Origin of the sequence: Ruminococcus sp. AF37-20 (genome assembly GCF_003460465.1) — a bacterium.
GTDB lineage: Bacteria > Bacillota > Clostridia > Oscillospirales > Ruminococcaceae > Hominimerdicola > Hominimerdicola aceti.
Map to the genome: position 1 here is coordinate 1 of NZ_QTVE01000002.1, position 21467 is coordinate 21467.

Sequence of the window (21467 nt, forward strand, 5' to 3'; positions counted from 1 at the left end):
GTATATTTCTATTATACCACATTGTCTAACAAAAGGGGAGCATTTCATTCGCTTTAATTGATATGATTAATTTACATCTCCGAGCTTGTGTCTGCACTGTCGACCGCACTCTCAGAAACCTCAGAACTATCCGCACTGCCTGCAAAAGCATTGCTGTTTTTATTTTCTCCGTAGGTAGACATATACACCTTTGTGAATTGTATGTCCTCCCTAGGCTTCAGCGTCTCAGAGTCAGCCACATCAGTACCGCATATCTCGTCATAAATATCCAAGCCATCATATACCTGACCGAAAACAGTATACTGCTGAGAGAAATTCAGCACACCGCCATATTTCTCAAAAGCATCGGTGATATCCTCAGGGATATTGTTGCTGTCTGCAAGCTTGCTGTCAAGCTCCGCCTGCTCCTCCTCGGTAAGGTCATAGTTATCAACAAAAAGAAGATAGCTGTTTGAAACCTTCTTCTTGCTGAACAAGTGACCTTGCTCCTGCGTGTATGCACAAAGCGCACCTTTCAAAGGCCACAGGTTTTTTGAATACTCCGCCTCGATGGTGGTGGTGTCAGTGTCAGAAGTTGTCTGACCGTCAGCCTGCTTCGTTCCGCCTATGAAATACACACCGTCCTGCACCATGCTCACATAAGTGCCGTCATAATAGCCATTTTCCACAAGTCCAGTGAAAAACTTGCAATAGTTAGGTGCTTCATCAGGGAAAAGCACAGCCTTGAAAGTTCCCTTGTTTGTTTCAAAAACCACCACAGGGCTGTCATCGGCAGGTTCGTCCATCTGTATCACCTTTGCATCAGTATAGTCTATATCGTTCTTGCTGCTGCCGGTGCAGGCATAAAAGAGAACAAAGATTATAACAAAGCAAATTGCTATAAGTGAAAACTGAAAATACGTCTGAAACTGTTTTCTGCGGTATGGACCCAGATCCTGTTTATTTTTGCTCATTTAAAGCTCCTTTACTTTTTCTTTATCTTTGTGCCCTGTCTTGTTTCCTCAACGATATAGCCAAGCTCGCCTATCTTATCTCTCAGCTCGTCAGCCTTAGCAAAGTCTTTTGCCTTTCTTGCAGCCTTACGCTCCTCAACAAGCACCTTGACCTCCTCAGGGATATCCTCTTCACCGTCAGCACTGAGCTTCTTTGCAGCTTCTGTCAGACCAAGTGAAAGCACCTTGTCAAAATCCTCGATAAGGGCAAGCTTTGTTTCATTGTTAGTGTCAGCTTTAAGAACGTCATACAGAACAGTGATAGCATTTGAAGTGTTTATATCGTCATCAAGCGCCGCCTTGAAGCTACCCTTGAACTTCTCAAAATCCTCAAGCTCCACCACCTCGTCAGGCTTCTTGTCAGCCATAAGCTGTGCTATCCTTGCAGTGAGCTTGTTGTATGCTGTCTTTGCATTGTCAAGGTTTTCGTATGTGAAAACAAGTGACTTTCTGTAGTGTGACTGCAAGCAGAAAAATCTGTATACCAGTGGGTCATAGCCCTTTGACTCCAGCAGCGAAACAGTAAGGAACTCGCCCTTAGACTTTGACATCTTTCCGCTGTTTGTGTTAAGGTGCAGGATATGGAACCAGTAGTTGCACCACTTGTGACCAAGATAAGCCTCAGACTGTGCTATCTCGTTTGTGTGGTGTGGGAAAGCGTTGTCGATACCACCGCAGTGAATGTCAAGTCTTTCACCAAGGTGCTTCATAGAGATACATGAACACTCGATATGCCAGCCGGGGTAGCCCACACCCCAAGGGGAATCCCACTTAAGCTCCTGATCGTCGAACTTAGACTTTGTGAACCACAGCACAAAGTCAGCCTTGTTGCGCTTGTTTGTGTCCTCCTCAACGCCCTCACGAACGCCGACTTCAAGATCTTCCTCATTAAAGTTGTGGAAAACATAATACTCTTTCAGCTTTGAAGTATCAAAATAGATGTTTCCGCCTGCCTCATAAGCATAGCCCTTGTCCATAAGAGCAGATATCACCTTGATAAAATCACCAATACAGCCCGTTGCAGGCTCAACAACGTCAGGTCTTTTGATATTTAGCTTCTTGCAGTCCTCAAAGAAAGCGTCAGTGTAGAATTTTGCGATCTCCATAACAGTCTTATGCTCACGCTTTGCGCCCTTGAGCATTTTATCATCGCCTGTATCGCCGTCAGAAGTAAGATGACCAACGTCAGTGATGTTCATTACTCTCTTTACGTCATAACCGTCATAACGGAGATACTTTTCCAAAACGTCCTCCATTATATAGCTTCTCAGATTGCCGATATGGGCATAGTGATAAACTGTAGGACCGCAGGTATACATTGACACCTTGCCCGGCTCGTTTGGTACAAATTTTTCGATCTTGTGAGTAAGCGTGTTATAAATGTTCATTTTTCTTTACCTCTTTCCTTATATTTTACTGCTCTTTCTTTCCGATCTTTTCAAGCTCAGCCACTCTCTTTTCCAGCTTAGCTATCTGTATTCTTGTCTGGCAAAGCTCCTGAGCCACAGGATCAGGGATATGCACCTGATCGAGGTCGCAGGTACGTTTGCCGTTCTGCTTAACTATCCTTGCAGGCACGCCCACAGCCGTTGAATTTGCAGGCACAGGCTCAAGAACTACCGCATTTGCGGCTATCTTTGCATTGTCCCCCACAGTGAATGGTCCAAGCACCTTTGCACCGCACCCTACCATAACATTGTTTCCAAGAGTCGGGTGTCTTTTACCGTGGTCTTTACCTGTTCCGCCAAGGGTACAACCCTGATACAGCAGGCAGTAATCGCCAATCTCAGCGGTCTCGCCTATAACAACACCCGAGCCGTGGTCGATAAGCAGACCCTTGCCTATCTTAGCGCCTGGGTGTATCTCGATACCTGTCAACATTCTTGCAAACTGCGAAATACATCTTGCGATGACCTTGTGCTTGTGAACATAGAACCAGTGCGACACCCTGTAAAAAGCCACAGCGTGAAGTCCCGAATATGTGAGGATCTCCAGCGTGCTGGTTGCCGCAGGATCTCTGTCCTTTATAGTCTGAATATCATGCTTTATATTTTCCAAAATCGTCATATCTATCTCTCCCTTTCTAAGAAAAAACCTCCGGAATGGCTTTTCACCACTCCGGAGGCAGATTATGATCTACGGTCCCACTCCGATTTTCTGTACAAAATTTTGTACAGCTCAATATCTTTAACGCAGACCCTACGGAGAGGAATACTAAGCTTTCGCCGTTGTTCGCTCCCTGCTGTCAGCCGCACTTCACTGAAAGTCCTTGAAGCCTTGCACCAAACGGCTCCTCTCTGAAAATTACCTCACAGCTACTCTTGCTGATACGCATTTATATATTAAGTTATCATATGCCGCAACACGTCGGCAGGCCACATTATTTGCCCGAATCTATATACTTCCAGTATCCCTTGAGATAAACCGCACCGGAAATAACGGTAAGCACAACCGCTATCCAAATGAGTATCTCGTTTACAAGGAATATCGGTGTACCCCAAGTGAAATCAGGGCTTCCCTTTGGTGCAGGAAAAATTATCTGAAGCACCATTATAGCGATAAGTGCCACCATAGTGAAAGCCGTTTTCAGCTTGCCCCATATTCCTGCAGCGACCACAACGCCCTCGCTTGCCACAACAAGTCTAAGACCTGTTACCATAAACTCTCTTGCAAGTATCAGTACAACTGCAACAGGGTCTATCCAACGTTCAAATGTGAAGCAGATAAGTGCTGTCATAACAAGAAGCTTGTCTGCAAGCGGGTCAAGAAACTTTCCGAATGTTGTAACAAGATTGTGCTTTCTTGCTATCTTACCGTCAAACCAGTCTGTGATAGACGCAGCCGCGAACACGATAAGCGCAAACACCATGTGATGCGGTATCTTGAAAAGCAGCACGAACAGCAGGAAAAACGGTATCAATATTACTCTAAGAACTGTAAGTTTATTTGGCAGGTTCATATCAAGTTCCTTTCATCTACATTTTTGAGCCGATAAGGTCATAATCCATAGTATCGTCAATTTTTACCTTGACATACTCGCCGACCCTAACTTTATCCTCGCTCAGGAAGAATATCTTTCCGTCTATCTCAGGTGCGTCCGCCTGACTTCTGCCGTAGTAACACTCGGCATATCTGTCAAAGCCCTCGCAAACCACCTCGACTTCGCTGTCGAGAGCAGCCTCATTAAGGCTGTCGGAAATGATCATCTGTTCTTCCATTATTATCTCCGCTCTGCGCTCTCTGTCCTTTAAAGGCACCTGATCTTCAAACTTCTCCGCAGGCGTACCCTCCTCAGGCGAGTAAGCAAAACAGCCGAGCCTTTCAAAGCGAATTTCCTTTACAAACTCGCAAAGCTCTTCAAACTGCTCTTCCGTTTCACCTGGGAAACCTGTAATAAGAGTTGTCCTCAGCGTAACGTTCGGTATCTTTTCTCTTATCTTCTTTATAAGCGCCGTAAGGGTCTCTCTGTCCCCATGGCGGTTCATTCTTTTAAGTATGGTCTTGTTGCAGTGCTGTATAGGCATATCAAGATACTTTACAAGCTTGTCCTCTTTAGCAATAACGTCCAGCAATTCGTCAGTTATCCTCTCAGGATAGCAATAAAGCGTTCTTATCCACTTGAAGCCGTCTATCTCACAAAGTGCCGTGAGCAATTCAGGGAGCATAGACTTGCCATATATATCCTCGCCATAGCGTGTTGTATCCTGCGCCACAACTACAAGCTCCGTCACGCCGTTCTCAGCCAGCCATCTGGCTTCCTTGACGATATCCTCCATGCGTCTGCTTCTGTATTTTCCTCTTATAGACGGGATAGCGCAGTAAGTGCAGTTGTTGCTGCAGCCCTCGGCTATCTTTATATAAGCATAGAAAGGCTCGGTAGAAATAATTCTTCCGCCCTCCATGGAAAGCTCAGTTTTTGCGCCATAAGAACAGACCGCCTGCTTATCCAGCAGTATCTCTCTTATGATATCGCAAATTTTTCCGTTAGAGCCTATTCCCACAACAGCGTCAAGCTCAGGAATCTCCTTTTTCATTTCGTCACGGTATCTTTCAGCAAGACAGCCCGTAGCTATTACCGCCTTTATCCTGCCCTCCTGCTTGAGAGTACAGAACTCAAGTATAGTGTCTATAGCCTCCTGTTTAGCCGACTCGATAAATCCACAGGTATTGATAATGACCACATCAGAAAGGGCTGCGTCAGAAACTATCTGAAAGCCCTCTTTGCGCAGATCATAGAGCATATGCTCAGCGTCCACCTGATTTTTAGGACATCCGAGAGAAACCATTCCCACTCTAGTTGCCATGAAAAAATCTCCAATCCCACACTGCAAAACAGCAGTGTAAAAGTATCACAATAATCTATCTTATTATCTCACTTTTACACAGTTTTGTCAAGCCCTTTTAGTCACTATTGTATGACAAAAATCAAAATATTTATGAAATTTCCACAAAGTCCGCAGCCTACAGTCAACCCGTCCTGATTTAGTAAAAATATGTTGAAGTCAGGCAGAATATGTGATATAATATGCTTGTCGGTCTTCTCCGTCAGGGAGGAGGTGGAAACTGTGATATACATAATCGATCTCGTGCTTTCTGTCGTGGGTAGTGTGGTTGGTAACCTAATTACCAAGTGGTTTGGCAGAAAGAAATAGTACCGACAAGCCCGAAGAGAAACCCCCGAAAGCTGCAACTTTCGGGGGTTTCATTTGTGTGTCACTGTGAACACAATCAATCTCGTGGTTACCTATATTATACACCACGCAATTTATTTTGTCAAGCACTTTTGCGCCGTCAGTTTTTCTTCTCAGGGTAAGTAACAGTTATCTCAGACCCTGCTTCCTGCGACCAAACAACATAATCAAGCTTTCCTTCATCAATAAAAACAGTGAAATATGTGTCTTTAAGCTCCTCAGGAAGCTGTTCTTTTATCTTTTCTATGAACTTATCCGTCTCTGTGGAAATGTAGTTCATGTACTCAAACTTGTAGCTCTTGTCTTTTGAAAGCTCCGTGACCGCCTTTTCTGCCGCCTCATATACCGCCTGAGCGTTAGCCTCTGCCTTTTCCGAGTTTTCGTCAGTTATAATTCCGTCTGCATACGCCTGCGCCTTTGAGCCTGCAAAGCAAACTTTCCAATCATTGTCATTGTCAAGCACCATAAGAATATACTGCGATGACGTGACCTCTCCCTCAGAGCTGTCATAAGCTATGGTCACATAAAGCTCCGCCGCTTTTGAATACTCCTCCGAGATGTTCACCTTGTCGATAAAGCCGCACTTATCCTTGTCAAAGCTATATCTTACTCCGCTTATCTGCTCGTCCTCACCGTATTCATTGTCGCCGCCCATGTTCTTTTTCATATATTCATAGTCAGCGGCATAATCGTCTGTCATAAGCTTTACCATTGATTGGTCAAACTCAGCGTTTGCGGCTTTAAGATACATTGCCGCAACGTCCTTTGCTTCTTCAAGCGGGTCAGCGGTTTCTTCACTTTCCGTATCAGTTCCCTGCGTCGTCACAGCGTTCTCACTGCCCTGAACATTTTCCGCAGGCTGAGAGCTGTCTGTGCCGTCAAAGCTCAGCGAACAGCCTGTCATGACCGCCGCACTCAGTATAGCCGCCGCAAAAATGATCTTTTTCATTCTTTGCTCCTTTATTCGTCGCCGTACTCCTGTTTTATGTCAGCAAGCACCTCTTTTATTATGTCGTATGAATACCCCAAACGCACAAGGGCGTTTTTTACCTTTATGTCACCCTTTTCTCCGTCAAGATATCTGAGATACTTTCGCTCCACAAGCTCATACAGCCGTTCATATGTGCCCTCGCTGTATTCCTCCAGAGCCTCCTCTATTATAGGCTTCGTAAGCCCTTTCTGTCTCATCTGCTGATAAGCACGGTAATATCCGTATTTACGCACTTCCACATAAGTCCTCGCAAGCCCCTGAGCATACCGCCTGTCATTGACCGTCCCAAGCTCCAGCATCTTATCCATTACAGCGTCGCATATCTCCTCGCTGTAATTCTTTTCAAGCTTCTTGTAAAGATCCACATAGGAATAGTCCCTGTAATCAAGAAGATACAAAGCCCTTTCCTTAGCCTTTCTGAACTCGTTGTCAAAAACTATCTTCTCCCAAGCAGACTCAGGCATATCAAGCCCTGCTCTCAGACCATAAGCAGACACTATCTCGCAGTTGAGAAAAGCCGTTTCGCCCTCCTCGAACTCTATCATGTATGTGCTGCCCTTGTATTTTGAAACGCCTGTTATTTTAAGCATTTATCAGTCACCAAGCTCGCTTATGTCAACAGGAGCGAACTCCTCGAAGTCCTCCTCAGGCTTTGCCACAACAGACTTGTCGCTTGCCGCCTTGCGTATCTTCTTCTCAGGCTTGTCAGCAGCCATATCCTCATTTGCACTCTGAGCCGCCGCACCTGCGTTAGCCTTTTCTTCAAGCTTCTTGGCCTTTTTATCTTTCTGCGCCGCAAGCACAAGCTCCGCCTGATGTTCCTTTATCTTGGCTTCTATCTCGCCCATGATGTCAGGATTGTTCAGCAGGAACTCCTTAGCGTTGTCACGTCCCTGACCAAGCTTCATATCGTTGTAGCTGAACCAAGCTCCGCCCTTCTTCACCACATCAAGATCGACCGCCATGTCAAGCACCTCGCCCACACGGGAGATACCCTTGCCGTACATTATATCGAACTCGCACTCCTTGAACGGCGGTGCTACCTTGTTCTTTACCACCTTGCACTTTGTTCTGTTACCAATGACCTCGGAGCCGTTCTTTATCTGCTCTCCACGTCTGACCTCTATTCTTACAGAAGCGTAGAACTTCAAAGCACGTCCGCCCGGAGTAGTTTCAGGGTTTCCGTACATAACGCCTATCTTCTCACGGACCTGATTGATAAATATAGCCGTTGTATTGGACTTTGCGATAACAGATGTGAGCTTTCTCATAGCCTGAGACATAAGTCTTGCAAGCTGACCAACGTGAGTGTCGCCCATTTCGCCGTCTATCTCAGATTTTGTTACCATAGCCGCAACCGAGTCGATAACGATACAGTCGATAGCACCTGAACGAGCCAGAGCCTCGGCTATCTCCAAAGCCTGCTCACCACTGTCAGGCTGTGATACCAGCATATTGTCGATATCAACGCCAAGCTGACCTGCATAAACAGGGTCAAGAGCATGCTCAACGTCGATAAAAGCTACCTCTCCGCCCATCTTCTGCGTTTCTGCGATAACATGAAGTGCGACCGTTGTCTTACCTGATGACTCAGGTCCGTATATCTCAATAATTCTTCCTCTCGGCACTCCTCCAATACCAAGCGCCATATCAAGGGTCATAGAGCCAGTCGGTATAGCCTCGATATCCATAGCCTTAGCCTCGCCAAGCTTCATGATCGCACCCTTGCCGAACTGCTTTTCAATATATGCTATCGCTGTGTCAAGAGCCTTTTTCTTTTCCTCTGCGTCTGTTATTTTTACTACCGTCTTAACGGCTTCTTTTTTCTTCTTGTCTATCGCCATTTTATATGACCTCCCTATCTTATCGGTGTTTTATCCGTATCTATATCATATCACACTAACTGTCCGTTTGTCTGTACAGTAACCGTAATTTATCTATCTGTACAAATTTTCGTACTATTTCTCATAAATGCCCGAAACACAGCGGTAAACACCGCACAAGTCTTTTCTGCATCTCACGTTCTTAAAGCCGTGCTGTATCATCAGCCGCATTACTTCGTCCTCCTGACCGATACCGATCTCAAAGAGCATAACGCCGCCGCTTTTAAGCTTTTTCTTCCACTTGCGAACTATCTCACGATAGAAGTCCAAGCCGTCCTCACCGCCGAAAAGAGCTTCCGCAGGCTCAAAAGTGACCTCACGCTGTAAAGCGTCCATGTCATCTGTTGTGAGATAAGGGGGATTGCACACTATAAGGTCAGCCTCAGGCATATCCTCCACAAGCTTTTCGTCTGTAACGTCACCCATGACTATCTCAGCCCCCGAGCCGTTCAGACTTATATTCTCACGGAGATACTCTGCCGCCTTTTCAGACTTCTCCACACACACTGCCCGACCGCAGTCAAGCTTCCTTTCAAGGGTGATACCAATGCACCCCGAGCCTGAGCAAAGGTCTATAACAGTGATATCCTTCTTGCCTGCAAACATCTTCAAGGCCGTGTCAACAATAGTTTCCGTGTCCTGACGTGGTATCAGCACGCCCTCGCCCACCTTGAAAGGCAGACCATAAAACTCCCACTGTCCAAGAAGATACTGCAAAGGATAGCCCTCACAGCGACGTGTGACAATGTCGCTTATACGCTTTTCCTGCTCAGGAGAGATATCCTCCCCCTCAGCCACATCTTCAAACACCCATGTGACCTCGCAAGCAGCGTTCTCACCAAGACCGCTTTCTTCAAGCAGTCCCACACATTTATCAAACAGTTCTTTCCTTACCATTTGTCATCTTCCTTATTTTCAGGTATGCAAGCCTTTAGTGCTGCGATCGCACACTCTATCTGACTTTCATCAGGCTCGCTTGTAGTTATCCTCTGTATCCACAGACCCGGTGCAGAGATTATCTTAGTGAAAATATTGTCATATCTTCCCGCTAGCCTTATAAGCTCGTAAGCAATACCCGTAACGATAGGCAGAAGCGCTATCTTTATAACAACTCTCAGCAAAATGCTTGCCCATGATACTCTGAATATTGTGTTTACAAAAATGCTTATGAACAGCACAAGGAAAATAAAGCTCGTTCCACAGCGAGGGTGAAAACGTGTGTATTTCTTCACATTCTCAACCGTCAGCTCTTCTTCATGCTCATAGCAAGCGATAGTCTTGTGTTCAGCGCCGTGATATTCATATGTCCGCCTTATATCCTTAGTAAGAGCAGTCAAAGCCGTGTAGCCTATGAATATAGCTATCTTCAAAATTCCCTCGATAAGATTCTTTCCAAATGCCGACAGGTCAATGAACTTGCTTATGAATTTAGACACCAGCGACGGCAGATACATAAACAGCAATATCGCCAGACCCACACCCAGCACCATAGATATCGCCGTGATGATAGGGCCGAGCTTGTCCCCCAGCTTATCGTCCAGCCACTGTTCAAACTTGGTCTGCTCCTCCTCATCGTCCTCCGTCATCTGCTTCTCAGCCGACCTTGTAAGGCACTTGTAGCCATCTATAAGAGAAGTAAGGAAGCTGAAAATGCCCCTCACAAAAGGCGTTTTCCTGTACCAAGGCGTATCTTTTCCGCCTTTTATCGCCCACTCCTCCAGGTCTATGGTGCCGTCAGGCAGGCGACAAGCCATAGCCGCCTTGTTGATGCCACGCATCATAACGCCCTCGATAACAGCCTGTCCACCGATCTTTGACTTGAATTTTTCCTTGCTTTGTGCTTTACTGCTCATTTTCTTTCCTTTCAAGGCGGTGTGTGCGTCTACTGCACGTTGTCGTTGTTTTCGATAGGCTCAGAAGAAATAAGCTCCACGTCTACAGTTGCCTGATTGTCAGGCTTTTTCTTCTGCTCGATACAAGGGAGCGTTATCATCACTGTTGTACCTACTCCCTGCTCACTGTTTATCTCCAGCGTACCGCCATGCCGCTGAATGATCTCGTCTGCCACCGCAAGACCTATTCCCGAACCACGTCTTGTGTGGTTTGCCTTAAAGAATTTCGTCTTGACCTTTGGCAGGTCATCCTTTGATATTCCCATACCCGTGTCGGAAATGGAAATACATACCTCATTGTCCTCCTCATAAGCCTCCACCGATACAGTGTCGCCCTTGTTGGAGTATTTGATAGCGTTGTCCACAATATTTATGAATACCTGACGAAGCCTGTTCTTGTCGCCGTAAACAAACGGCAGCATTTTCGGCTCGTAGTAATTGAGTGTTATACCAAGCGCCTTTGCCCTCTCCTGATAGATAAGCACAGTTTCCCCAAGCTCCGCAAGAATATCTATAGTATCCATAATAAGCGTGAGTCTGTTGTCCTGTATCCTCGAAAAGTCAAGAAGCTCCTCGACCATTTGCGAAAGCCTTTCCGTCTCACTTGTGATGACCCTCATACCCTTCTTGAAGGTTTCCTTGTCCTCATACATACTGGTAACAGTTTCCGTCCAGCCCCTTATAGCGGTGAGCGGAGTTCTAAGCTCATGAGATACAGAAGATATGAACTCATTCTTCATCTGTTCTGTATTAGAAAGCTCCTGCGCCATGTAGTTGATAGAGTCGCAAAGCTCGCCAAGCTCGTCATTTCGTTTCTTTTCAAGACGTTCGCTAAAATCTCCCGTAGCATACCGCCTTGTTATGCTGTTTATGCTTCTTATAGGCAAAACAATAGATTTGATAAAAAACATTCCCGAGAAAAACATGAGCATTATGACAGCCACAACGATAGCCGTGATTATCATAGACATAATAAAGATCTGATGGTCGATATTTTTCATGGAAGACAACATTCTCAGTGCTTCATATTCGCTTCCCTTTGGAGATATGACCGACGTTATCGCCATGACCTTTTCCCCTGTTGACAGCTCATATATCTGTGTGCCTATTCCCGTGTCGGACTTCTTTGCGTCCTCATAATCGGTCATGTTGTCATTCTCCGATGGAGAGAAGCCTGATGATGTAACATCGACCTCGCCGTCGGTCTTGATAGCCATAAGCTCTATCTTGTCTTTCTCGTCATAGCTTTCCACAAGGGAGCGTATCTGAGAATTATAGTTAGTCTGCTCGTCACCTGAAGCGTTCACTACCGCCGTGGTGACTATCTTCATTTTAGATGTAAGATACTGCCTTGTGGAGCTGTAGTAATAATTCCTCACCACCACGATAAGCAGTATTTCAAGCACCACAAGTATTCCCACGACCACCCCGAGATTGTTTCTCAGCCAGTGCTGTGTGATACTGAGTCTGCCGCTTTTTCTTTTTTTTCCGCTCAACTGATAAAAACTCCGTTCATCATGTTTTCACAGCTCAGTTAGAGCCGCCTGCCCACTTGTAGCCAAAGCCCCATATAGTAAGGATATACTTAGGATTAGAAGGCTCGTCCTCTATCTTCATTCTTATTCTTCTGATATTCACGTCCACTATCTTATCGTCGCCGTAATAGCTCTCGCCCCATATGTGGTTGAGTATACTTGAACGGTCAAGTGCAGTATTCTGATTTTTGAAGAAATACTCCATTATCTGATACTCCACCTGTGTAAGGTCTATCTGCTCACCGTTCTTGAAAACAGTTCTGCTCTTAAGATTAAGCGTAAATGGACCTGAAACTATCTGTGAAGCCTCCTCAGGCTTAGAGCCTGAGCGATTTACACGCCTGCAAACAGCGTCAACTCTTGCAATAAGCTCAGAAATAGAGAACGGCTTTGTGATATAATCGTCAGCACCGCTCATAAGGCATGATATCTTATCCATTTCCTGTGATTTCGCCGAAAGCATGATAATGCCGATAGTGTTGCTTTTCTCTCTTATCTTCTTGCACACCTGCATTCCGTCGATGCCGGGCATCATAATATCAAGCAGAGCAACGTCAAAACCGCCGTCCTTTTCGTCATAGGCTTTGAGAGCGTCCTCACCGCAGTTTACGTCAACTACCTCGTAACCGCTTCTTACAAGGTTTATGACCACAAATTCTCTAATTGAATCTTCGTCCTCGCAAACCAAAACTCTTTTCATTACATTTACTCCTCTCCAAGATTAGTTTATTATGTAAAAATTATTCTGAATTTCGTCAATAGTCGGTATGAGCTTTTCACGCCTGTCAAGAGGAAGCTTCACAAAATAATCAAGCTGACCCTTGCTGTCGATAAGCTCATATCCGTCAGAGATATAATCCTCCGAATCATTCTTTGAAGACACAGCGATACGCATTATCTCCTCGTTGCTCTCGTTTATATCTCCCGTGTATTTATAGAAAACAAGCTCGTTTGTGTCGCTGTCCTTTTTCACCGTAACAGAACTGTTCCAGCGTTTTGGGAACGTTACAAAATATCCGTCAGATATGGCATAATAGCCTGTGTATTTTGTTTTCAAATCATAAAAATCCTCGTAAACGCTCCATGTAGTCATATAGAGCATTTCGTCTGCCACAGCGTTTTCATAACCCACCATAGGCGAAGTTGACGGTATCTCCACATCACCGTCGCCGTCCATGTCCTCACTGTAGTAGCCCGCTGGTCTTGTGCATAAAGGCAGCAGCTTTTCGCTTCTAAGCTGCATAGGATTTTGAAGTCCCGAATATCTGTAGTATATTATCTCCGTCTGCAATTTTCCGTCAGCAGTCAGTCCGTCAATAAAAATAGCACGCCTGCCGCTGTCAAGCATTCCCGTCTTTGATGACACATAAGAAGTCACATTATCGCACATATCAACGCTCTCGCCACGGGTTATCTCATTGTTTTTCATGTTGAGCATAGAAGCCTTTGCCGTCACCGCACCTGTATCATTATTGGTGCTTCTCTGAATGGTGATAAGCTCTATATAACCATCATTGTTTATATCCAAAGGCTCCAGCACCGAATAAGTATCAAGCGCCACACGCTTGAAATCTCCGTCGGTATAGCTGTATATCTCCATAGTCTTTTCATCATTAGTAAGATTTTGATATCCCACAAAAACGTCCGTCTGGTTATTGCTTCCCATAGGCGAGATAATGACCTGATCTATGTCAGTGCCTGCGCCTGCAAGCTCTTTCACAGAATACCACTTGCCGTTATCGTCCTTGTCGAGAATGTTCACCCTCAAGCCGTCCTCCTCAGATCCGTTTGAAGTGTACTCATAGAAGACCATAGCCTCGTCCGTAGGCTCATCGTCGATATTTGCGATAACATAAGCCGAGCGGTATTCACCGTTTTTAGGATATTTCAGAGTTATATTACTGCCCACGCTCTCGATAAGCGCCTGATGTATCTCGCTTTGTTCAGAGGTAAGCTTCGGGGCGTTTATAAGTCCCTCAACAGAAAAATTCAGTGCCGAACAGCCTGTCATAGTAAGACAAGAAAGACAAACAGCAGCCAATTTAAGATTTTTCAAGCGATCCCTCCTGATACACCAAACAAAAAATAGAACCGGGCATATACCCGATTCTATTATATCATATACACAAAAATATTTCAAGCCTTTTTCCGCCCAATAGGGACAGGTAAAAATTATTTTGCTTATCTTTCGTCCAATGGGATATACTTCTTCTCACCTGAGATAGCCTTGTATGCAGGACGGATTATCCTCTTGCCTGTTACAAGCTCTTCAAATCTGTGTGCGCACCAGCCTGCCATTCTTGAAACGGCAAACATAGGCGTGTAAAGATCCTCAGGAATACCCAGCATACTGTAAACAAAGCCCGAGTACATATCAACGTTAGCACACATCGCCTTGTCACTGCCCTTGACCTTCTTGAACAGCTCAGGAGTAAGTCTTTCCACCGCTTCAAGAAGCTTGTATTCTCTCTCAAACTCAGTGTTCTCAGCCATTTTCTTGGCATTCTCTCTGAGTATTACAGCTCTAGGGTCAGACAATGTGTAAACAGCGTGACCCATGCCATAAACAAGACCAGTGTGGTCAAAAGCTTCCTTGTTGAGTATCTTTGTAAGGAAATCAGCGATCTCGCCCTCGTCCTCCCAGTTCTGAACGTTGTCCTTTATGCACTGGTGCATTGCCGCCACCTTAAGGTTAGCGCCACCATGACGTGGACCTTTCAGTGAACCGATAGCCGCAGAGTATGCAGAATAAGGATCCGTTCCGGAAGATGTAAGCACACGGCAGGCAAAAGTCGAGTTATTTCCTCCGCCATGCTCAGCGTGGAGCATAAGTAACAGATCAAGTATCTTAGCCTCTTCCTCCGTGAACTGTCTGTCAGGACGCAGTGCCGACAGTATCATCTCCGCAGTAGAATGTGTAGGTATCAGAGGGTGCATGAACAAGCTTTCACCGTCATAACAGCGTTTCTTTACCTGATAAGCCGAAACCATGATGTTAGGCAATTTAGAGATTATAGAGATAGCCGTAGCCATTTCATACTCAGGCGAGCGATTCTCAGGGTTATCGTCATAAGAGTACAGAGCCAGAATTGCTCTCGCCATTTTATTCATGATGTTCTTTGACGGAGCTTTAAGTATCATGTCCTCAAAGAAGTTGTCAGGGAGAGGTCTGTTTTCAGCCATCATTCCCTTGAACGCAGTAAGCTCCTCCCTGTTAGGCAGATCGCCCATGAGCAGCAGATACACTATCTCCTCATAGCCGAAACGTCCCTCTTTCTGAGCGTTAGTGACCAGATCATTGATGTTGTATCCACGGAAGATAAGCTGACCTTGAATAGGAGATTTTTCACCCTCGTTTACCACATATCCGTGTACGTTACAGATATTAGTAAGACCAGCCATAACGCCTGTACCGTCAGAGTTTCTCAAGCCTCTTTTTACCACATATCTGTCATAAAGCTTAGGGTCAATAGTATTGTTTGCTATAAACTGTTCGCATAAAAGCGACCTTGCTGCATTATTTATCATTGAATAGATCATCTCGCTTTCAAGTAGATTATAAATATAAGTTATATTATACACCTTTTTCAGATTTTTGTCAAGTATTAAGATAACTTATCAAATTAAAGCCGCATATCTCCGCCATTTAAAAATTTGCAGTACAAAAATTCGCCCTGTATGAATATTTGCTCCACTGCATGAATATAATATAGTACCCCAAAAAGAAAGGACAAACCATATGAAAGACCTGATACAGATAATGGCAGTATTTGCTGTTATCCTTACAATAATACCGACCATAGTATTTCTTCGCCCAAACGAGTCCGCATCGAAACCTGCATTTTCAGAAAAAGAAAAAATAGCCGTATATTTCACCGAAAGCGGTAAGACCGAAGACTTCACCCTTGAAGAATATATGATAGGTTCAGTGCTTGCACAAATGCCTGCGGACTTTGACGAAGAAGCCCTGAAAGCGCAAGCCGTCCTCGCCCATACCTACATATGCCGCCGACAGCTCTCCGAAGCCCAGTCGCCTACTCCCGCCTTAAAAGGCGCACTCATCAGCGATGACAGCACCCTCTACCAAAGCTATTTCACCGAAAAGGCAGCCAAAGAATATTACGGCAACGACTATGAAAAAGCATACAAAAAAGTGAAGTCTGCTGTCAACGCCGTCAAGGACGATATCCTCACCTATAATGGAGAGCCGATAATCGTCGCCTTTCACGCCGCCTCAAGCGGTCATACCCAATCCGCCAAAAACGCATGGGGAGAGGATATCCCATATCTTCTGTCAGTAGACAGCTCCGCTGACAAAGACCTTGCCGCCACAGAATGTACCCGGACACTCACCGCCAAGGAATTTCAAGACAAGCTTCTTGACCGCTTCCCCGATATTAGTTTTACTCCCCTCGCCAATGCTGATAGTTGGCTCAAAACAAAAACAGACGGCATAGGCTATGTAACGAACCTGACCGTCTGCGGCTATGAGATACAGCCAAACACCTTCTGCAATATCCTTGATATCTCCTCGCCATGTTTTGAGTTCACCTTTGCCAATACAAAATTCACTTTCACCTCTCACGGCTTCGGACATCTCGTAGGAATGAGCCAGTACGGTGCAAACGCCATGGCAGAAAAAGGCTCAGACTACAGAGCCATTTTGACCCACTATTTCACAGATACAAAACTGCAAAAATCTACTGAGCTGGCACAACTGCAATAAACACAAGGTCGCTGTCGCCGTCATTGATAAAGCTATGCTCATGACCGTCGGGGCAGTAATGGAAATCTCCTGCCGACAGTCTTTCCTCACCGCCGTCATAAAGCATTTTGCCACTGCCCTCAAGAACATATATCATCTCGCAGTTGCCCTCGTGTCTGTGCAGACCGATAGAAGCCCTCGGCACAAGCCTGCCTTTCATCATCTTGTTCTTTCCGTCAGAAAAAGCCCTGCTTGCAAAGCTTTTCTCGCCGCCTTTGAAATTCGGTGCAAGGCTCTCTTTAATATCATCAAAAACTATACGCATAAAAAACACCTCCGCAGTTTATAGATCAATTATACCACCACTTCGATAAAAAAGCAACAAAAAAAGACCCGTCCCGAAAGACAGGTCTTTAATTATTCTAAGTAAGAATTATCTGAATTACAGATTACTTTCTCTTCTTAGTAGCAACTACAGCAGCACCAGCAAGTGCAACACCTACAGCAGCAAGAGCAGCAGCACCTGTGCTTGGGTTTGTGTTAGATGCGTTGTTAGCAGCCTTAGAAGATGTAGCAGCAGAGTTAGTCTTAGAGTCTGAAGAATCTACGAGAACACCCTTTGACTCGTCAGAATCTGTTGAATCAGCTGTTGACTCAGAAGGATCTGTTGGCTCAGCATCACTCTTGTTGAGAACTACAACCTTCTTAACAGCCATCTTAACAGCAGGATCTTCGCCGTCTGTACCAGCGAGGTCTGTAGCAATGTCAAAGAACATATTATTTGCGTCCATTTCAAGAGCTGAAGGGAACTTAACGATAAATGTGTATGTGCCGTCAGCGTTTACTGTAACAGCAGGGTTGTTATCAGAAGCTTCCCAATAACCAATACCGTTCTCAATACCATTTGTGAAGCATGGATAAGCTGTGAAAGCGTCAGTTACATTTGAGATATCAACTGTAACAGCAATAGCGTCAGCACCTGCAAATACGCTCCAATCATCAACAAGGTTGAAAGCAGCCTTGTGAGCATCGTCACACCATGGGTGCTTGATGTTGATTCTTACCTTACCGTTGTCAGTTGTAGACTTACCCTCACCGTTAAGTGTAACCTCTGTCTGCTTCTTGTATTCGCTAAGGTCAACAGTGTTTCCGCCCTGTGCCTTGTCAGACTCTACAACAAGGATAGGATTGCCGTCCTTGTCAAGAAGTGTGAACGCATTGAATGTGAAGTCCTTTGTAGACCAGTTCTGGAGCCATACCTGAGCAAATGTATCTGTATCAGCAAATACAGGATCTGTTCCCTTCAGAACAAAATCATAAGAACCGTCAGCAGCCTTAACGCCTGTTACGTCCTTAACACCATCCTGGAATGACCACTCTTTTGAAGCCCAACCAGTTGACTCAGAGTTGTAACCAAGTCCACCGCCTATCCAGTCTCCAGCCTCGATCTTTGCAGCTGAGTCTGCACCAACTGTTACATTAACATCAATACCGCAAACATCTGAAAGCTTAACGTTTGTTCCTGTAAGAACACCTGTCTTTGTAACAACACCGTCATCGTCCTTCTCATCAATGAGAGAAACAGTACCTCCAGTGAGGTCTGCCTTAACAGTAGCTGTTTCATCAGCAAATGCTGCGAGTGACATCATTGATGCAGCAAGAGCAGCAGCTGACATACCAGCGAGAATCTTAGAGATTTTCATTTGTTTTTCCTCCATCTTTGTTAATAATTTTTAGATACATATTGAGCGATATCTCCTCAACATACATCTTGCCTTTATTGTAACACACATTTACAAGTATTTCAATAAACGTTTTTCACAAATTAACCACATATCTTTAGCCATTTTTCACAAATCTGTATATTATTTTTGCTATATATAGCCAAATATGTTATCGCAATATGTACAAGTATTCTATGCAATGTTAATATTTTTATATTTATTCAGATTTTGTTGTAATCGTATTCAGCCTTTCACGCTCTCTTTTTGAGAAGATACAGCCGCAGTAATCCTGCCTGTAAAGCCCGTATTCTGACGAAAGCTGAATGGAACGCTTGTAGCCCTCACGCTTCTTAAAGTCCGCTGGGAGCGCCTTTACATCATATATCTCCCCAAGCTCCTCCGATATCTCGTTGAGCTTCGGAGCATTCTTGTATGGTGAAATAGAAAGCGTTGTGGTAAAATAATCCGCACCAAGTTCCTTGGCAAGCTGAGCCGTCCGTTCAAGCCTGAGCCTGTAACATCGAAAGCATCTCTCCCCGCCCTCAGGTATATCCTCAAAGCCCTTAACAGCCTGAAAAAACTCACCCTCGTCATACCCACGCTCCACGAACGTAACAGGATTTTTCATAGGCATTTGTGCAATAAGCCTTTGAAGCTCCGCCACACGCTTATCGTACTCCTCACGGGGATAAATGTTCGGATTGTAGTAAAACACAGTTATCTTAAAATACTGTGACAGATATTCAAGCACATAAGAAGAACACGGCGCACAACAGCTATGCAAAAGCAAAGTCGGCACTTCGCCCTTTTCCTCATGTTTTTTTATAATGCCCTCCAGCATTTTCTGATAATTTACTTTCTGCATTCCTGCCGCTCCCTTTTCGCAAAAAAATCGTACCTGACACACTCCCGTAGGCTGGCGTCCTCGACAGCCCATTGTCATTGCACCCCTACAGTATCATACTATATTATATAGTATAGCACATTTCCGCAAATTCCGCAACAGGTCAGATCTTCACCTTGAACTTATTTGCACAGTTAGGGCATTTCACAGTATGTTCACCCTTTACCTTTGGAAGCCTTAACGTCTTTTTGCATACACCGCACTTTATATAAACATGGGTCTTTCTGTCAGCGAACTTTCTCTTCCAGAATGAAAATTTCCTGCCAATTCCCCCGAAAGCCCTCTCAAACTTCATGTTCTCCTCGTATCGCTTCTGGCAGTTTCTTGACATTGCCCTCACCACCGCCAGCACCAGCACAGCATATACCATAAGCTGTAAAACAAGCGACCTTACAAACAAGTTTGCCGCACTAAGCACCACAGCCACACCGCAAATGCCGTAAAAAAGCTTGTCTATACCATATCTGCCCTGAAAAAATCTCGCTACCTTATACATAAATCCGTTCATAAGCTTTTACCTCTTTTCTTTTTTATATTATAAATAGTACACCCGAAATTTAAACTGACTATTAACTTTTATCAAATTTCACCTACCTTTCACAAAACTTTCAGCGTTCACCCTCAAACAGTGAACGGCATATACTGAAGTGTATTCGTAAAATCGTATACGGACAAGTACAGCATAAAGGAGCAACAAAATGAAAAAGAGTCTTATAGCCATGACTTCCATAACCTATGCAATGAAAGCAAAAAACTTGCTGAACAGTTTAAAATACTACTGCGAAATACAGCGCACCCCGAAGGACCTTGGCACAGGCTGTGGCTACTCCATAGCCGTCACCGCACCCACAGAAGAAATAACAGCCATACTTGAAAAAGAGCGCATACCATTCAGAAACGTGATATTCGAGCAAAAGAGGTGAGAAAAATAAACACCCGAAGCATAATAAACTTTGACAATTCCGCCACCACCTACCCCAAGCCCCCTGCCGTGGCAAAAGCCGTCGCTCAGGCAGTGGAACGCTATGGCGGCAACCCGGGCAGAAGCGGTCACAAGCTTTCCATGCGAGCAGCTGAAAAAATATTCGCTGTCAGACAGCAGGCGGCAGAAATGTTTGGAGCACAGACCGAAAACGTGGCTTTCACCGCCAACTGTACCTATGCCCTTAACATGGCGATAAAAGGTGTCATGCAGTACGGTGGTCATATGATAATCTCAGACCACGAGCATAACGCAGTAGCGAGACCCGTCTATGCCCTTTCAAAAACAAGAGGCGTGAAATATTCTATTGCCCGAACAGGGGAAACAGACGGCGAAACAGTAGAAAACTTCCGCCGCCTTATAACCCCCGAAACTAAGTGTATCTGCTGTACAGTGGCTTCAAACGTCACAGGCAGGCTCATGCCATACCGTGAATTAGCCGCCCTCTGCAAAGCCCACGGCATATGCTTTATAGCCGACGGCGCACAAGCCTGCGGGCTTTTGGAGCTTTCTCTCTCAGACGGCTTCAACTTTCTCTGCACCGCAGGTCACAAAGCCCTCTACGGACCAACAGGCACAGGGCTTCTTATCTCAGACGGCGAGTATTCTCTGTCTACCATAATCGAGGGCGGAACAGGTGCGACCTCCGCCCTGCTTGAACAGACTCCTTTCCTACCCGAAAAGCTTGAAAGCGGCACAATCAACACAGTGGGCATTATCGGTCTTGGCGAGGGACTAACGTTCGTCCGCCAAAAGACCCCTGCCGTAATGAAAGCCCACGAAGAAAAACTCTGCAGACAGCTCTACGAACAAATTTCAGACATAGACAAAATAAAGTTCTATGAAGCAGACCAAAAGAAAGTCCCCATACTTTCATTTAACATCGGTGATATCCCTTCCGCTGAGATCGCCTCCTATCTCAGCGATAAAGGCTTTGCCCTCCGTGGAGGACTTCAGTGTGCCGCCGTCACCCATACCACCCTCGGCACAATAGAGCAAGGCACAGTACGTTTCTCACCCTCTGCATTCAGTACCCCTCAGCAGGTAACAGCACTTTCACGAACAATAAAAATATTTGCCGCAAATAACTAAGCATAAGTGGCAGGTCTGATGTAAAATATCACGCCCTGCCGCTCATTCTATTGCAAAAAGCACCTTTAGGTGCTAT

Annotated in this window: 21 protein-coding genes; 3 read left to right on the forward strand and 18 right to left on the reverse strand. The window is 45.1% G+C overall.

Going from position 1 to position 21467, the window contains the following annotated elements:
- Window positions 1-71 precede the first annotated feature (71 nt).
- The 14 genes from DW015_RS01175 to DW015_RS01240 form a co-directional block, all read right to left on the reverse strand.
- A complete protein-coding gene (locus tag DW015_RS01175) occupies window positions 72-953 on the reverse strand; it encodes a peptidylprolyl isomerase (RefSeq protein ID WP_117903622.1) in 882 nt (293 codons plus the stop codon).
- A gap of 11 nt (window positions 954-964) precedes the next feature.
- Window positions 965-2380 carry a cysteine--tRNA ligase gene (gene cysS / locus DW015_RS01180; protein WP_117903624.1) on the reverse strand — a complete coding sequence of 472 codons (1416 nt, stop codon included), beginning with the start codon at window positions 2378-2380 and terminating at the stop codon, window positions 965-967.
- 25 nt (window positions 2381-2405) lie between these two features.
- Window positions 2406-3122 (reverse strand): serine O-acetyltransferase, encoded by a 717-nt coding sequence (gene cysE / locus DW015_RS01185; RefSeq protein WP_333633471.1) that lies wholly within the window; start codon window positions 3120-3122, stop codon window positions 2406-2408.
- Between the two features lie 250 nt (window positions 3123-3372).
- Window positions 3373-3951, reverse strand: a complete 579-nt coding sequence (gene pgsA, locus DW015_RS01190) for a CDP-diacylglycerol--glycerol-3-phosphate 3-phosphatidyltransferase (RefSeq protein ID WP_117876469.1) — start codon at window positions 3949-3951, stop codon at window positions 3373-3375.
- Window positions 3952-3967: 16 nt separating this feature from the next.
- Window positions 3968-5296: a 30S ribosomal protein S12 methylthiotransferase RimO gene (gene rimO / locus DW015_RS01195; RefSeq protein WP_117903626.1), complete on the reverse strand. Its 1329-nt coding sequence runs from the start codon at window positions 5294-5296 to the stop codon at window positions 3968-3970.
- Window positions 5297-5783: 487 nt separating this feature from the next.
- Window positions 5784-6632: a hypothetical protein gene (locus tag DW015_RS01200; protein ID WP_117903628.1), complete on the reverse strand. Its 849-nt coding sequence runs from the start codon at window positions 6630-6632 to the stop codon at window positions 5784-5786.
- Between the two features lie 11 nt (window positions 6633-6643).
- On the reverse strand, window positions 6644-7264 hold the full coding sequence (locus DW015_RS01205) for a regulatory protein RecX (protein ID WP_117903629.1): 621 nt from the start codon (window positions 7262-7264) through the stop codon (window positions 6644-6646).
- A 3-nt stretch (window positions 7265-7267) separates the two neighbouring features.
- Window positions 7268-8518: a recombinase RecA gene (gene recA / locus DW015_RS01210; RefSeq protein WP_117903631.1), complete on the reverse strand. Its 1251-nt coding sequence runs from the start codon at window positions 8516-8518 to the stop codon at window positions 7268-7270.
- Window positions 8519-8632: 114 nt separating this feature from the next.
- The gene (gene prmC, locus DW015_RS01215; protein WP_117903634.1) at window positions 8633-9454 is read right to left on the reverse strand and encodes a peptide chain release factor N(5)-glutamine methyltransferase; all 822 of its coding nucleotides are present in this window, start codon (window positions 9452-9454) and stop codon (window positions 8633-8635) included.
- Window positions 9448-10410 (reverse strand): DUF1385 domain-containing protein, encoded by a 963-nt coding sequence (locus tag DW015_RS01220; RefSeq protein WP_117903636.1) that lies wholly within the window; start codon window positions 10408-10410, stop codon window positions 9448-9450. Before DW015_RS01220 ends, prmC begins: the two co-directional genes overlap by 7 nt.
- Window positions 10411-10439: 29 nt before the next feature.
- A complete protein-coding gene (locus DW015_RS01225) occupies window positions 10440-11945 on the reverse strand; it encodes a HAMP domain-containing sensor histidine kinase (protein WP_022287062.1) in 1506 nt (501 codons plus the stop codon).
- 34 nt (window positions 11946-11979) lie between these two features.
- On the reverse strand, window positions 11980-12684 hold the full coding sequence (locus DW015_RS01230; protein ID WP_022287063.1) for a response regulator transcription factor: 705 nt from the start codon (window positions 12682-12684) through the stop codon (window positions 11980-11982).
- A 21-nt stretch (window positions 12685-12705) separates the two neighbouring features.
- The gene (locus DW015_RS01235; protein ID WP_242993195.1) at window positions 12706-14040 is read right to left on the reverse strand and encodes a hypothetical protein; all 1335 of its coding nucleotides are present in this window, start codon (window positions 14038-14040) and stop codon (window positions 12706-12708) included.
- Between the two features lie 125 nt (window positions 14041-14165).
- Window positions 14166-15512, reverse strand: coding sequence for a citrate/2-methylcitrate synthase (locus tag DW015_RS01240; protein WP_117903638.1), 1347 nt, complete (start codon window positions 15510-15512; stop codon window positions 14166-14168).
- A 211-nt stretch (window positions 15513-15723) separates the two neighbouring features.
- On the opposite strand from DW015_RS01240, the gene spoIID reads away from it, so the two are divergent.
- Entirely contained in the window at window positions 15724-16710 is a 987-nt protein-coding gene (spoIID, locus tag DW015_RS01245) for a stage II sporulation protein D (RefSeq protein WP_117903640.1), read from the forward strand.
- Here spoIID and DW015_RS01250 read toward each other — a convergent pair.
- From DW015_RS01250 to DW015_RS01265, 4 genes are all read right to left on the reverse strand, one after another.
- Entirely contained in the window at window positions 16685-17014 is a 330-nt protein-coding gene (locus tag DW015_RS01250; RefSeq protein WP_117903642.1) for a cupin domain-containing protein, read from the reverse strand. The genes spoIID and DW015_RS01250 overlap by 26 nt on opposite strands.
- Before the next feature lie 124 nt (window positions 17015-17138).
- Window positions 17139-18392 (reverse strand): NPXTG-anchored protein, encoded by a 1254-nt coding sequence (locus DW015_RS01255; RefSeq protein ID WP_117903644.1) that lies wholly within the window; start codon window positions 18390-18392, stop codon window positions 17139-17141.
- Window positions 18393-18630: 238 nt separating this feature from the next.
- The gene (locus DW015_RS01260; RefSeq protein WP_117903646.1) at window positions 18631-19278 is read right to left on the reverse strand and encodes an epoxyqueuosine reductase QueH; all 648 of its coding nucleotides are present in this window, start codon (window positions 19276-19278) and stop codon (window positions 18631-18633) included.
- 142 nt (window positions 19279-19420) lie between these two features.
- Window positions 19421-19825 carry a hypothetical protein gene (locus DW015_RS01265; protein ID WP_117903648.1) on the reverse strand — a complete coding sequence of 135 codons (405 nt, stop codon included), beginning with the start codon at window positions 19823-19825 and terminating at the stop codon, window positions 19421-19423.
- A gap of 190 nt (window positions 19826-20015) precedes the next feature.
- Between DW015_RS01265 and DW015_RS01270 the strand changes: the two genes are divergently transcribed.
- Entirely contained in the window at window positions 20016-20240 is a 225-nt protein-coding gene (locus DW015_RS01270; RefSeq protein WP_117903650.1) for a DUF3343 domain-containing protein, read from the forward strand.
- The gene (locus tag DW015_RS01275; RefSeq protein ID WP_242993196.1) at window positions 20237-21391 is read left to right on the forward strand and encodes an aminotransferase class V-fold PLP-dependent enzyme; all 1155 of its coding nucleotides are present in this window, start codon (window positions 20237-20239) and stop codon (window positions 21389-21391) included. The genes DW015_RS01270 and DW015_RS01275 overlap by 4 nt, the downstream gene beginning before the upstream one ends.
- The last annotated feature ends 76 nt before the right edge of the window (window positions 21392-21467 follow it).

What these genes read in the sequence shown, in the direction of transcription:
- DW015_RS01175 (WP_117903622.1), bottom strand. Translation starts at nt 953, where the DNA reads ATGAGCAAAAATAAACAGGATCTGGGTCCATACCGCAGAAAACAGTTT.
- cysS (WP_117903624.1), bottom strand. Translation starts at nt 2,380, where the DNA reads ATGAACATTTATAACACGCTTACTCACAAGATCGAAAAATTTGTACCA.
- pgsA (WP_117876469.1), bottom strand. Translation starts at nt 3,951, where the DNA reads ATGAACCTGCCAAATAAACTTACAGTTCTTAGAGTAATATTGATACCG.
- rimO (WP_117903626.1), bottom strand. Translation starts at nt 5,296, where the DNA reads ATGGCAACTAGAGTGGGAATGGTTTCTCTCGGATGTCCTAAAAATCAG.
- DW015_RS01200 (WP_117903628.1), bottom strand. Translation starts at nt 6,632, where the DNA reads ATGAAAAAGATCATTTTTGCGGCGGCTATACTGAGTGCGGCGGTCATG.
- DW015_RS01205 (WP_117903629.1), bottom strand. Translation starts at nt 7,264, where the DNA reads ATGCTTAAAATAACAGGCGTTTCAAAATACAAGGGCAGCACATACATG.
- recA (WP_117903631.1), bottom strand. Translation starts at nt 8,518, where the DNA reads ATGGCGATAGACAAGAAGAAAAAAGAAGCCGTTAAGACGGTAGTAAAA.
- prmC (WP_117903634.1), bottom strand. Translation starts at nt 9,454, where the DNA reads ATGGTAAGGAAAGAACTGTTTGATAAATGTGTGGGACTGCTTGAAGAA.
- DW015_RS01220 (WP_117903636.1), bottom strand. Translation starts at nt 10,410, where the DNA reads ATGAGCAGTAAAGCACAAAGCAAGGAAAAATTCAAGTCAAAGATCGGT.
- DW015_RS01230 (WP_022287063.1), bottom strand. Translation starts at nt 12,684, where the DNA reads ATGAAAAGAGTTTTGGTTTGCGAGGACGAAGATTCAATTAGAGAATTT.
- DW015_RS01240 (WP_117903638.1), bottom strand. Translation starts at nt 15,512, where the DNA reads ATGATAAATAATGCAGCAAGGTCGCTTTTATGCGAACAGTTTATAGCA.
- spoIID (WP_117903640.1), top strand. Translation starts at nt 15,724, where the DNA reads ATGAAAGACCTGATACAGATAATGGCAGTATTTGCTGTTATCCTTACA.
- DW015_RS01250 (WP_117903642.1), bottom strand. Translation starts at nt 17,014, where the DNA reads ATGCGTATAGTTTTTGATGATATTAAAGAGAGCCTTGCACCGAATTTC.
- DW015_RS01255 (WP_117903644.1), bottom strand. Translation starts at nt 18,392, where the DNA reads ATGAAAATCTCTAAGATTCTCGCTGGTATGTCAGCTGCTGCTCTTGCT.
- DW015_RS01260 (WP_117903646.1), bottom strand. Translation starts at nt 19,278, where the DNA reads ATGCAGAAAGTAAATTATCAGAAAATGCTGGAGGGCATTATAAAAAAA.
- DW015_RS01265 (WP_117903648.1), bottom strand. Translation starts at nt 19,825, where the DNA reads ATGAACGGATTTATGTATAAGGTAGCGAGATTTTTTCAGGGCAGATAT.
- DW015_RS01270 (WP_117903650.1), top strand. Translation starts at nt 20,016, where the DNA reads ATGAAAAAGAGTCTTATAGCCATGACTTCCATAACCTATGCAATGAAA.